Here is a 12,846-nt window from a genome sequence, read left to right as displayed (position 1 = left end):
ACATGTGTGGCATCGCAGGGACATACCGATGGCCGGACGGGAAGGCCGTGACCGACCGGCTCACCGATACCCTCGCCCACCGCGGTCCGGACGGGGCGGGCCGGTACGGCCACCCCGCCGGTGACGGCGAAGTGCAGCTCGGGCACCGTCGGCTGGCCATCATCGACCTGTCCGAGGCCGGCGCCCAGCCGATGGTCTCGGGCGGCCTCGCCCTGACCTACAACGGCGAGCTGTACAACGCGCCCGAGCTGCGTGCCGAGCTGACGGCCGCCGGGGTGCGCTTCCGCGGTACCTCCGACACCGAGGTGCTGCTGGAGGCCTGGCGGCGCTGGGGCACGGACTGCCTGCCCCGGCTGCGCGGCATGTTCGCGTTCGGGATCTTCGACGAGCGCACCGGTGAGCTGGTGCTCGCCCGCGACCAGCTCGGCATCAAGCCGCTGTTCCTGCTCCGGCGCGGCGGAGGGCTGGTGTTCGCCTCCGAGCTCAAGGCGCTCGCCGCCGCCACCGGCGGATCGCTGGAGGTGGACCATGCGACGCTGGTCGCCTCGCTGCTGTACTACTGGGTGCCGGACTCGCGCTGCGCCTTCCGCGAGGCGGAGAAGCTGCCGCCGGGGAGCTGGCTGCGGATCCGGCCGGACGGCAGCGTGCGGCGTGGCCGGTACTGGAACCTCAAGGACGTCGCCGCCGAGGGCCGGGAGCGGGCCCGTGGCGGCGAGCGGCCCGATCTGGCCGCCATCGTCGAGGAGTCGACCCGCCGGCACCTGCTCTCCGACGTGCCCGTGGCGACCTTCCTCTCCGGCGGTCTCGACTCCAGCTGGCTGACCGCGCTCGCGGCCCGCCACCAGCCCGGGATCGCCGCCTACACGATCGGATTCCGCGCCGAGGACGCCAGGTTCGAGGCGATGCCGGACGACCTGCGCTACGCCCGGCAGGTGGCCGGACGGTTCGGTGTCGATCTGCGGGAGATCGAGATCGCTCCGGACGTGCTCGACCTGCTGCCGCGGATGACGTACCACCTGGACGAGCCGATCGGCGACCCCGCCGCGATCAACACCTTCCTGATCTGCTCGGCCGCCCGGGAGGCGGGGGTCAAGGTGATGCTCTCGGGGATGGGCGCCGATGAGCTGTTCGCCGGTTACCGCAAGCACCTGGCCAACCTGCTCGCGCTGCGCTACCAGCGCGTCCCGCGGCCCCTGCGGCGCGGCCTGTCCCGGGCCGTGGACCGGCTGCCGGTCGCGACGGCCCGCCGGGGGTACCGGTCGGTGCGGTTCGCGAAGCGGTTCCTCTCCTTCGCCGATCTGCCGGAGGAGACCGCGTTCCGGCGCAGCTACACCATGTACGACCGGGACGAGCTGCTCGCCCTGGTCGATCCGGACCTGGCGGGGACGGTCGACGATGTGCTGACCGAGCACGCGGATGTGTACCAGGACAACGACCTGGACGACTTCGTCAACCGCATGTGCCTGGGCGACGCCCGGATGTTCCTGCCGGGCCTGAACCTCGCGTACACGGACCGGTCGAGCATGGCGGCGTCGACCGAGGTGCGGGTGCCGTACGTGGACGTCGAGGTGGTCAGGGCCGCGTTCGCCGTCCCCGGCGACCGCAAGATCACCGGACGGCAGGGCAAGGCCGTCCTCAAGGAGGCGGCCACCTCGATCCTGCCCCGGGAGATCGTGTACCGGCCCAAGGGCCTGTTCAGCGCCCCGCTGCGCGCCTGGATGAGCCGGGACCTGGCACCGCTGGTGCGCGAGGTGGTGCACGACGGTGTGCTCGTCAACTCCGGCTTCCTGCGCCGCGACGCGCTGGCGCGCATGGTCGCCGAGGACGCCGCCGGGCAGCGGGACTTCTCCAAGCATCTGTGGCATGTGCTGACCCTCGAGTACTGGTACCGCGGCGCGACCTCCGGCTCCGGCCGGAGCACTCAGTTGACGGCGTAGAACAACAGGAGTTCGGGTGAAACAGGTTGTACAGAACTACAAGAGCGGCGAACTGGCGCTGCTCGACGTCCCGGTACCGGGGTGCAAGCCGGGCGGTGTGCTGGTCAGGACCGCCTTCTCACTGATATCCACCGGGACCGAGCTGATGAAGGTCTCCGAGGCCGGCATGTCGATGCTGGGCAAGGCCCGCTCCCGGCCGGACCAGGTGGCCAAGGTCATGCAGAGCGTGGCCACCAACGGGGTGCCCGCCACCTACCGCAAGGTGATGGGCAAGCTGGACTCCTACACACCGCTGGGCTACTCGCTGTGCGGGGTGGTCGAGCAGGTCGGCGCCGGGATCGACGATGTGAAGGCCGGCGACCTCGTGGCCTGCGCCGGCAATGAGCACGCGCTGCACGCCGAGCTGAACTGGGTGCCGAAGAACCTCTACACCCCGGTGCCGGACGGCCTCGCGCCGCGCCACGCGGCCTTCGGCACCGTCGGGTCGATCGCGTTGCAGGGTGTCCGCCAGGGCGAGCCGCAGCTCGGCGAGGTGGCCCTGGTCATCGGCCTCGGGCTGATCGGTCAGCTGGTGGTGCAGCTCCTCACCGCCTCGGGAGTCCGTGTCGTCGGCGTCGACCCCGATCCGGTGCGCTGTGAACTCGCCGAGCGGCTGGGCGCCGTGGCCTGCGGTGATCCCGGGTCCGCGGCCGTGGAGGCGTCCGTGGCCGAGCTCACCGGCGGCCACGGCGTGGACCAGGTGTACCTGGCCGCCGGAGGCGCCGACAACCAGCCCGTCGAGCTGGCCGCCCGGCTGAGCCGGGACCGCGGCCGGGTCGTCGACATCGGCAAGTGCCGTCTGGACCTGCCGTGGAACGCGTACTACGAGAAGGAGCTCGACGTCCGGTTCTCCCGCAGCTACGGCCCCGGGCGCTACGACCCGGAGTACGAACTCCAGGGGCGGGACTACCCGATCGGCTATGTGCGCTGGACCGAGCGCCGCAACCTGGCGTGCTTCCTCGATCTCATGGCCCGTGGCCGTGTCGATGTGGAGCCCTTGATCTCCCATGTCGCGGACTTCGACGATGCCGTCGGGACCTACCGGAGCCTGAAGGACGGCGATCTCAAGGCCGTGGCCGTACTGTTCCGTTACCCCGACGGCTCCGGCCACGTGGAGGAGGTACCGGCCCCCGAGGTGGCCGTGCCCCCGGTGCGGCGGAGTGGTGCGGTGGCCACCCCGGCCCGTAAGCCCACGGGCCCGGTGCGGCTGGCGTTCGTCGGCGCGGGCAACTACGCGTCGTCGATGCTGCTGCCGCATCTGGCCCAGCGCGACGGGGTGCGGCTGTCGGCGGTCGTCACCACGACGGCGCTGTCCGCGGCCAACGCCCAGCGCACCTTCGGCTTCGCCGGGGCGACCACCGACCTCGACGCGGTGCTCGGCGACCCGTCCATCGACGCGGTGTTCGTGGTCACCCGGCACAGCTCGCACGCCGCACTGACCCGCAAGGCGCTGCTCGCCGGCAAGGCGGTGTTCGTCGAGAAGCCCCTGGCCCTCACCGAGGGCGAACTCGCCGATGTGCTCGCGGCGGTGGAGGAGTCCGGCAACGACCGGCTGCAGGTGGGCTTCAACCGCCGGTTCTCGCCACTGCTGCAGGAGGCCGGGAAGCGGTTCGGCGCCCGGACCGGTCCGGCGAACCTGCGCTATCTGGTCAACGCGGGCCGCCTGGAACACGGCAGCTGGTACCTCCAGCAGGGCAGTGAGGGCTCACGGTTCACCGGCGAGGGCGGGCACTTCATCGACACGGCGAGCTGGCTGCTCGGTGCCGACCCGGTCTCGGTGTACGCGGTCGCCGCGTCCGGCAACGAGGACCTGCAGATCGTGCTGCGCTACCCGGACGACTCCACCGCGACCATCGCCTACGTCACCACCGGCGCGGCCGCCTTCCCCAAGGAGACGCTGGACCTGGTGGCGGACGGCAAGGTGCTCCAGCTCGACGACTTCGTCCGTGCCTCGGTGTACGACGGCCGCCGCAGGCGATGGGTCAGTTCACGGCTGCCCAAGGCCCGGGACAAGGGCCAGTCGGCCGAACTGGCCGCGTTCGTCAAGGCCGTGCGGACCGGTGGGCCGATGCCGGTGCCGCTGGAGTCGCTGGTCGCCACCACATCGGCCACCCTCGCCGTACGGACCGGCCTGGCGGGCGGCGTGCCGGTGACGTTGGCGAGGGCGCTGTGAGCATGAGCGCGGGCTGGTACCTGCGGCGGTTGTCCCGGATGGGACCGCGGGAGGTCGGCGGCCGGATGGGCGACACGGTGCGCAGGCGCCGGTGGAGGTCGTCGCCGCCGGACTGCCCGGACGTGACCGGCGCCCGGTTCACCGCGGTCCTGCCCGCCGGGACGGCCGCCGCGGTGCCACCGGACGCCGCGAAGCGCCTCATCGCCGAGGCGGACCGGCTCATGGCCGGACACGCCGAGTACTTCGGGGTGGTCCGCGACGACCTGGCCGACCCGGACTGGTGGTACGACCCGAAGACCGGACGCCGGGCTCCGGGGGGCTATGCCTTCGACGTGCCGTACCGGGACGAGGACGCGGTCGGGGACATCAAGCAGATCTGGGAGCTGTCCCGGCACCAGTACCTCACCGTGCTGGCCGCCGCCTACGCGGTCACCGGGGACGAGCGGTACGCCGAGCGCGTGGCCGGACACCTGCGGCGGTGGTGGGCGGCCAACGCGCCACTGCGCGGGGTGCACTGGACCAGCGGGATCGAGCTGGGGATCCGGCTGCTGTCCTGGGTGTGGATCCGCCGGCTGCTCGACGGCTGGCCGGGCGCGGCCGGGCTGTTCGAGGACAACCCGGTGGCGCTGAACCAGATCTGGCACCACCAGCGCTGGCTGGCCGCCTTCCCCAGCCGGGGGTCCTCGGCGAACAACCACATCATCGCCGAGGCCGCCGGGCAGTTCGCCGCGGCCTGCGCGTTCGACTGGTTCCCCGCTTCGGCGCACTGGCGGACCGGCGCGCTGCGGTCGCTGGAGCGGCAGTTACGGAACAACACCTTCGGCTCCGGCCTCAACCGCGAGCTGGCCACCGAGTACCACGGACTGGTGCTGGAGCTGGGCCTGGCCGCGGTGGCCGAGGCGGATACCGCGGGCGTACCGGTCCCCGCGTCGATCCGGCAGGTGCTGCTGCGGATGACCGACGCGCTCGCGGCCGTCGTGGACAGCCGGCTGCGGCCGCCGCGCCAGGGGGACGCGGACGACGGGCACGGTCTGGTCGTGGACGGCGCGGGCACGGACCGCTGGGGCTCGCTGCTGGCCACCGGGGACGCCGTGTTCGGCCGGCTCGCCTGGTGGCCCGCGGTGACCGGCAGCGACGTCCGCACCCCGCTGCTCGCCGCCCTCATCCGGCCCTACCCGACACCGGGAACCGCACCGGCCGTGACCCGTCCGGCAGACCGCCCGGCCCACTTCGCCGACGCGGGGCTCACCATCCTGCGGGGTCCGGGCGAGATCTGGTGCCGCTGCGACGGCGGTCCGCACGGGTTCCTGTCCATCGCCGCACATGCCCACGCGGACGCGCTGTCCGTGGAGGTCCGGCACGACGGGGTCGATGTGCTCGCCGACCCGGGGACGTACTGCTACCACGGGCAGCCCGCGTGGCGGCAGTACTTCCGGTCGACCCTCGGCCACAACACCCTCCAGATCGACGGCGCCGACCAGTCCGTCTCCGGCGGCCCGTTCCTGTGGACCCGGCATGCCCGCAGCCGCGTCCTGGCCGTGGACACGCCCGGAGCCTCGGCCGGTGGGACGTCCCGCTGGTGCGCCGAACACGACGGCTACCAGGGCTCCGTGCACCGCCGCCGGGTGGAACTGAGCTCCGCGGACCAGGAGTTGCGGGTGATCGACGAGGTGCGCGGCGATCGCCGGGAGGTGCGGCTGGCGTTCCACCTCGGCCCGGCCATCACCGCGGACCTGGTGGGGAGCCGGGCGGCGCTCACCTGGACCCGGGACGGCGAGGACCGCTCCGCGGTGCTCGACCTGCCCGGGGAACTGTCCTGGCGGGCGCACCGCGGTGAGACCGACCCGCCGCTGGGCTGGTACTCCGCGGGCTTCGGGCGCAAGGAACCCGCCACCACGCTGGTCGGCACCGGCTTCGCCGACGGCGCCGCGCCGTCGGCGGAATTCACCACCGTACTCAGGTTCCACGGTTAGGAGGACGTGTGGGGATCAAGTGGCGGCACTGGGCGTTGCCGGCCGCACCGCTGGCGCTGGCCCTGCTGGCGGCGACCGGCTGTGAGAGCACGCCGGACGCGCGGCCGAAGCCGGCCGCCACGCCCTCCACATCCGTGGCCCGGGTGTGCGCCAAGCCCGCGGCCGGACCGGCCAGGGCCCCGGCGGGCGCGGTGACCGTCGACCCCGCGGTCACCGGTGACCTGGCCGCGAAGACCAAGAGCAGCCCCCCGGACACCACGTTCTGGCTCCGGCCGGGCAGGCACCGGCTGGACCCCGACCGCTATGCCCAGGTCATCCCCAAGAAGGGGAACCGCTACCTCGGCGCGCCGGGCGCGGTGCTCGACGGCCGGAAGACCAACCAGTACGCGTTCGGCGGCACCGCCCGCGACGTCACCATCCGGTACCTCACCGTGCGGGGTTTCGTGGCGCCGCATGACGAGGGCGTGGTCAACCATGACTCGGCCGACGGATGGGTGATCGAGCACACGACGATCCGGAACAACTCCGGTGCCGGGCTGATGGCCGGTGCCCGCCAGCGGGTCCGCGCCAACTGCCTCCGCGACAACGGCCAGTACGGCATGAACGCGTACAAGGCCACCGGCCGGATCAGCGGTCTGGTGGTCGAGGGCAACGAGATCGTGGGCAACAACACCGGCGACTGGGAGCGGCGGCGGAAGGGCTGCGGCTGCACCGGAGGCATCAAGTTCTGGGCCGTCGACGGCGCCGACGTACGCGGCAACTGGGTGCACGACAACCGTGGAGCCGGGTTGTGGGCGGACACCAACAACAACGACTTCCGCATCGAGGGCAATGCACTCGAGGCCAACGACGGTGCCGCGCTGATCTACGAGACCAGCTACAACGCGGTCATCCGGAAGAACACGATCCGGCGGAACAACTGGGTCGAGGGCCGTAAGGCGGCCGACCGCGGCGACAGCTTCCCGTTCGGGACCATCTACCTGTCCGAGTCCGGTGGCGAACCACGGATCCGGGCCCGCACGGACAAGATCGAGATCTACCGGAACGTACTGGAGAACAACTGGTCCGGGATCACCCTGTGGGAAAACGCCGACCGGTTCTGCAACAGCCCGGCCAACACCTCCTCCGGTGACTGCACACTGCTGGTGAAGGACACCGACCGCTGCGCGGGGCGGGCGATCGCCACCGCACCGCTCTACGCCGACTGCCGGTGGAAGACCCAGCGGGTGGACATCCACGGCAACCGCTTCGTCCTGGACAAGTCCGTCGTCGACTGCACGGTGAAGTGCGACCGCATGGCGCTGCTGGCCAACTACGGCACCTATCCGGACTGGTCGCCGTACCAGGGCGAGCGGGTGGCCGAGGCGATCACCCGCAAGCAGCACAACCAGTGGCACGACAACGTCTACCTCGGACCGTGGAACTTCGTGGCCCATGACCCGAGCCGGATCCTCGACTCCGGGCAGTGGCAGGGCACCCCGTACCAGCAGGACACCGGCAGCACCTTCCGCGCACAGGGCGGTGGTTGAGATGGGCCCGGGCACCGCCGACCACCCGTCGAAGATCGTCGGAACGGCCTGGGGGCTGCTGATCCTCAACACGCTCGGCTCCGCCGGGGCGGAGACCATCATCCCCCTCCCCCGCTCCCTCATCCAGATGGCCACCATGGGCGCGCTGGTCGCCGCGTTCGCGCTGGCGCTCGCGGTCAATCTCCGGCTGCGCATCCGGGCCAGCGCCTACGTGCTCCTGCTCACCCTGCTGCTGGTGCCGAGCCTGATCTCCAGCGCGAACCTGGAGTCCGGCTTCGGGGCGCTGTTCCGCTGCGGCCGGCTGGCTCTCTTCATCGCCACACTGTGGCTGCTCAGCCGCTGGTGGGACGGGAGCCTGACATTCGTCCGGCACCACATCCGGATGTACTTCGTGGTCCTCGGCTCGGTGGCCGCGGGCGCGGTCATCTCACCGGGCGCCGCCATGCCGGAGCTCTACGGCGGGCGGCTGGTCGGCGCGTTGTGGCCACTCACCCCGCCGCAGATCGGACAGTACGCCGCGGTGATCATCGGGCTCACCGTACTGCTCGTCCTGGGCCGCCGGACCGACCGGAACAGCGCGGTGGTGGTCATCGTGCCGTCACTCGTCCTGCTCGCGCTGACCCACACCCGGACGGCCACGCTCGGACTGTTCATCGGGCTGACGCTGGCGATCGGCTCGCTCGTCCTGACCAGCGCGGCCGCCCGCCGGTTCTTCGTCTGGGCGGTGGTGTGCGCCGCCGTGGCCGCGGTGGGATTCGCCTCCGCGCTGCGGGCGTGGTTCCTGCGCGGACAGAGCCAGGAGAACTTCACCAGCCTCACCGGCCGGGCCAAGGTCTGGGACGCCCTGCTGGCAGCCCCCCGGACGACCACGGAGTACCTGTTCGGCATGGGCCTGGGCGACAAGTCGTTCGGCGGGCTGCCGATCGACAACAGCTGGCTGGCCGTCTACAACGAGCAGGGCATGACCGGCGTCGTCCTGGTGGCGGGAATCATCATCGTGCTCGGCGGGGTCGCGCTGCTACGGCCCCCGTCACTGTCGAGGGCCTGCGCGATCTTCCTGATCAGCTACTGCGCGATCGCGTCGTACACCGAGGCCGGCCTGGGCGACGCCTCGCCGTATCTGCTGCATCTGGCCGTGGCCGCCTCGCTGCTCGCGGCGCCCGCCCCGGCAACTCCCCCCTCGACGCCCGGCGTTCCCCGACCACGCGTCCCCAAGTGGGCCCGCAGACCGGAGGTGATCTGAGCATGCATGTCCTCGTGGTGCACAACCGGTACGCCTCGGCGCAGCCGAGCGGTGAGAACAAGGTCGTCGACCAGGAGGTGGCGCTGCTGCGCCGCGCCGGCCACCGGGTCGAGGTGTTCGAGCGGCGCAGCGACGACATCGGCGCCCGGTCCCTGCCGGGCAAGGTCGCGGTACCACTGCTGGTGCCATGGAACCCGGCGGTCCGCGCGGAGCTCACCGCCCGGCTGCGCACCGAGCGGCCGGACGTGGTCCATGTGCACAACGTCTTCCCGCTGCTGTCGCCCGCGGTGCTGGCCGCCTGCGCCGACGCCGGTGTGCCCGCCGTCGCCACCCTGCACAACTACACCCAGGTCTGCCCGCCCGGCACACTGCAGCGCGACGGCCGGCCGTGCACCGAGTGCGTCGGACGGGCGCCGCTGCCCGCCGTCCGGCACGGCTGCTACCGGAGCTCCCGCCTCGCGACCGTGCCGCTCGCGGTCAGCCTGTCGGTCAACCGGCGGCGGTGGTGGTCCGGTGTGGACCGGTTCTTCTGCATCTCCGCGGCGCAGCGCGATGTCCTGGTGCGGTCCGGTATGCCACCCGAGCGGCTGACGGTGAAGCACAACTTCGTGCCGGACCCGGATGACCGCCGCACGGGCGCCGGTGAGCATCTGCTCTATCTGGGCCGGCTCGCGGAGGCCAAAGGGGTGCGGCTGCTCATGGCCGCGTGGGACGAGATCGCGGCGAACGGCGGTGTGGGGGTGCCGCTCGTGATCGCCGGGGCGGGGCCGCTGGAGCGGGAGGTGACCGCCTGGGCGGCGGGCCGGGACGATGTGCGCTACGCCGGCCTGTACGACACGGCGGAGACCCGGAAGGCCATCGCCAGGTCGGTGGCCGTGGTGGCTCCCTCGACGTGGCTGGAGGCGTTCGGCCTGGTGGTCGTGGAGGCGATGGCGGCCGGGGTCCCGTCCGTCGCCGCCGGTCACGGTGCCTTCACCGAACTCGTCGAGGACGGGAGGACCGGGCTGCTGCACCGGCCGGGCGAGGCCGCCTCGCTCGCGTCCTGCATACGCCGGATCGCGGTCGAAGAGGACCGCAACCGGGAGATGGGCCGGGCGGCCCGGCGCCGGTACGAGCAGGGCTTCAGCCCGGCCGTCGGGCTGGAGCACCTGGTGGAGGGGTACCGCACCGCGATCGCGGGGCGGTCCGGCGAGGCGGGGACAGCCCGCCGCCGGTAGGGGACGACACACACTGGCCCGCGGCGGGGACACCCGCGCGGGCGGGGGGATGGGGACAGTAGATGACACGATGCCGACTCTGCGGCTCGGAAGCGATGACCAGCGTCGTCGATCTGGGGGCGACGCCGCCGTGTGAGAGCTTTCTCGCCGCGGACCAGCTCGACCAGCCGGAGCCCGCGTACCCGCTGCACCTGCGGGTGTGCACCGACTGCTGGCTGGCGCAGATCCCGCCGCTGATCACGCCGGAGGAGACGTTCAAGGAGTACGCGTACTTCTCCTCGTACTCGACCTCCTGGGTGGAGCACGCGCGCACGTTCGTCGCCGGCGCCGTAACGCGGGTGGGTCTGGGCCCCGACGCCTTCGTGGTCGAGGTCGCGAGCAACGACGGGTATCTGCTGAGGCATGTGGTGGACCGGGGGATCCGCTGTCTCGGCATCGAGCCGTCGGTGAACGTCGGCGCCGCGGCGCGGGACGCGGGTGTGCCCACGCTCACGGAGTTCCTGGACCCGGCCACCGGCTCGGCCGTACGCGCCGAGCACGGCCCGGCGGACCTGGTCGTGGCCAACAACGTGTACGCGCACATCCCCGATGTGGTCGGGTTCACCCGGGGGCTGCGCGCCCTGGTCGCCGACGACGGCTGGGTCTCCATCGAGGTGCAGCACCTGCTGACCCTGATCGAGGAGAACCAGTACGACACGATCTACCACGAGCACTTCCAGTACTACACGGTCGCGTCCGCGATCCGGGCGCTGGCGAGCGGCGGGCTCACGCTCGTGGACGTCGAGCTGCTGCCCACGCACGGCGGTTCCCTCCGGCTGTGGGCCCGGCCGGCCGAGGTGGCCGGTGAGCCGACGCGAGCGGTGGCCGATGTGCTGGCCCGGGAGAAGGCCGCCGGGCTCCAGGAGCTGTCCGGGTACACCGAGTTCTCCGCCCGGGTGGCCACGGTGCGCCGGAACCTGCTGAAGTTCCTCATCACGGCGGCCGAGCGCGGCGAGACGGTCGTCGGCTACGGCGCCCCGGGCAAGGGCAACACCCTGCTCAACCACTGCGGTATCCGGCCCGATCTGCTCCGGTACACGGTCGACCGCAACCCCTACAAGCACGGCAGGTTCACCCCGGGCACCCGCGTCCCGATCCTGCCGCCCGAGCGGATAGCCGCCGACCGGCCGGACTACGTCCTCGTCCTCCCCTGGAACCTGCGGGACGAGCTGGTCGAGCAGCTGTCCTTCGTCCACGAGTGGGGCGGCCGGCTGGTCTTCCCCATCCCGGAACTGAGCATTGTCGAGGTCGAGCGATGAAGGTCGTACTGTTCTGCGGCGGTTACGGGATGCGGATGCGCAGCGGTGCCGCGGACGATGTGCCCAAGCCGATGGCGATGGTCGGTCCGCGGCCGCTGATCTGGCACGTCATGCGCTACTACGCGCACTTCGGGCACACCGAGTTCATCCTGTGCCTCGGGTACGGGGCCCATCACATCAAGGACTTCTTCCTCCACTACGAGGAGACGACCTCCAACGACTTCGTGCTGCGCGGCGGGCGGACCGAGCTGCTGTCCACCGACATCTCGGACTGGACGATCACGTTCGCGCAGACCGGCATCGAGTCACCGATCGGGGAGCGGCTGCGCCGGGTGCGGCACCACCTGGACGGTGACGAGATGTTCCTCGCCAACTACGCCGATGTGCTCACCGACGCCCCGCTGCCGGAGATGATCGACCGGTTCGCCCGGCGCGACGCCGGGGCGTCGATGATGGTGGTGCCGCCGCAGTCCTCGTTCCACTGCGTGGAGCTGGGCGAGGACGGCCTGGTGGGGGGCATCACCGCGGTGAGCGAACTGCCGCTGTGGGAGAACGGCGGCTACTTCGTGCTCCGCCAGGAGGTCTTCGACCACATACCGGAGAACGGGGACCTGGTCGCCGACGGATGCGGTGGACTGGCCAAGCAGGGGCGGCTGGTGGCGCATCAGCACCGCGGCTTCTGGAAGCCGACCGACACCGTGAAGGAACGGGCCGCGCTCGACCACGCCTACGCCCGGGGCGACCGCCCGTGGGCCGTGTGGGAGCGGGACACCGCCGGAGCGCGGGCGTGATCCGGCTCGGCGCCGGGCGCCCGGACCGGATCGTCGCCGTGGGCGCGCACTGCGACGACATCGCCATCGGCTCCGGGGGCACCCTGCTGACGCTGTGCCGCGCACGGCCGGGGATCCGCATCGACGCGCTGGTGCTCTCCGGCGGCGGCGGCGAGCGGGAGCAGGAGGAGCGGGCCGCGCTCACCGCCTTCTGCCCGGGTGCCGACCTGCGGCTGACCGTCCTCAAGCTGCCGGACGGCCGGATCCCCGCGCACTGGGAGGAGGCCAAGGCCGCGGTCGAGGAGCTGCGCGGGCGGACCGAACCGGATCTGATCCTCGCCCCGCGCACCGATGACGCCCACCAGGACCACCGCGGCCTGGCGCGGCTGCTGCCCACCGCGTTCCGCGACCACCTGGTGCTCGGCTACGAGATCGTCAAGTGGGACGGCGATCTCGGCCGTCCGGTCGCCTACCAGCCGCTCTCACCGGAGACCGCGGAGGAGAAGGTGCGGTTGCTGCAGGAGCACTACCCCTCGCAGCGGCACCGGCCCTGGTACGACCGGGAAGCCTTCCTCGGTCTCGCACGTATCCGCGGTATCGAATGCCATGAGCGCTACGCCGAGGCGTTCGCCGTCACCAAACTCACTCTCGACCTGGGGGATTGAAC

Annotated in this window: 9 protein-coding genes; all 9 read left to right on the top strand. The window is 71.8% G+C overall.

Annotated features, from left to right (window positions below):
* Positions 1 to 2 precede the first annotated feature (2 nt).
* The 9 genes from asnB to AC07FT_RS16890 all read left to right on the top strand — a co-directional run bounded on the left by asnB (position 3) and on the right by AC07FT_RS16890 (position 12,844).
* Complete coding sequence (asnB, locus tag AC07FT_RS16930; protein ID WP_479176850.1) at positions 3 to 1,937, top strand: asparagine synthase (glutamine-hydrolyzing); 1,935 nt, start codon at positions 3 to 5, stop codon at positions 1,935 to 1,937.
* A gap of 16 nt (positions 1,938 to 1,953) precedes the next feature.
* Positions 1,954 to 4,149, top strand: coding sequence for a bi-domain-containing oxidoreductase (locus AC07FT_RS16925; RefSeq protein ID WP_479176849.1), 2,196 nt, complete (start codon positions 1,954 to 1,956; stop codon positions 4,147 to 4,149).
* Positions 4,146 to 6,122: an alginate lyase family protein gene (locus tag AC07FT_RS16920; RefSeq protein ID WP_479176848.1), complete on the top strand. Its 1,977-nt coding sequence runs from the start codon at positions 4,146 to 4,148 to the stop codon at positions 6,120 to 6,122. Before AC07FT_RS16925 ends, AC07FT_RS16920 begins: the two co-directional genes overlap by 4 nt.
* Positions 6,123 to 6,130: 8 nt before the next feature.
* Positions 6,131 to 7,651: a right-handed parallel beta-helix repeat-containing protein gene (locus AC07FT_RS16915; RefSeq protein WP_479176847.1), complete on the top strand. Its 1,521-nt coding sequence runs from the start codon at positions 6,131 to 6,133 to the stop codon at positions 7,649 to 7,651.
* A 1-nt stretch (position 7,652) separates the two neighbouring features.
* On the top strand, positions 7,653 to 8,894 hold the full coding sequence (locus tag AC07FT_RS16910; protein WP_479176846.1) for an O-antigen ligase domain-containing protein: 1,242 nt from the start codon (positions 7,653 to 7,655) through the stop codon (positions 8,892 to 8,894).
* Between the two features lie 2 nt (positions 8,895 to 8,896).
* Complete coding sequence (locus AC07FT_RS16905; protein ID WP_479176845.1) at positions 8,897 to 10,111, top strand: glycosyltransferase; 1,215 nt, start codon at positions 8,897 to 8,899, stop codon at positions 10,109 to 10,111.
* Between the two features lie 62 nt (positions 10,112 to 10,173).
* Positions 10,174 to 11,409 carry a class I SAM-dependent methyltransferase gene (locus AC07FT_RS16900; RefSeq protein ID WP_479176844.1) on the top strand — a complete coding sequence of 412 codons (1,236 nt, stop codon included), beginning with the start codon at positions 10,174 to 10,176 and terminating at the stop codon, positions 11,407 to 11,409.
* Positions 11,406 to 12,200 carry a glycosyltransferase family protein gene (locus AC07FT_RS16895; protein WP_432589153.1) on the top strand — a complete coding sequence of 265 codons (795 nt, stop codon included), beginning with the start codon at positions 11,406 to 11,408 and terminating at the stop codon, positions 12,198 to 12,200. The genes AC07FT_RS16900 and AC07FT_RS16895 overlap by 4 nt, the downstream gene beginning before the upstream one ends.
* Positions 12,197 to 12,844 carry a PIG-L deacetylase family protein gene (locus AC07FT_RS16890; protein WP_479176843.1) on the top strand — a complete coding sequence of 216 codons (648 nt, stop codon included), beginning with the start codon at positions 12,197 to 12,199 and terminating at the stop codon, positions 12,842 to 12,844. The genes AC07FT_RS16895 and AC07FT_RS16890 overlap by 4 nt, the downstream gene beginning before the upstream one ends.
* Positions 12,845 to 12,846 lie beyond the last annotated feature (2 nt).

This window comes from Streptomyces sp. NPDC045899, from assembly GCF_056431485.1.
Note: the sequence above shows the minus strand (reverse complement) of the source record. Positions and strands in the feature narration are given on the sequence as shown.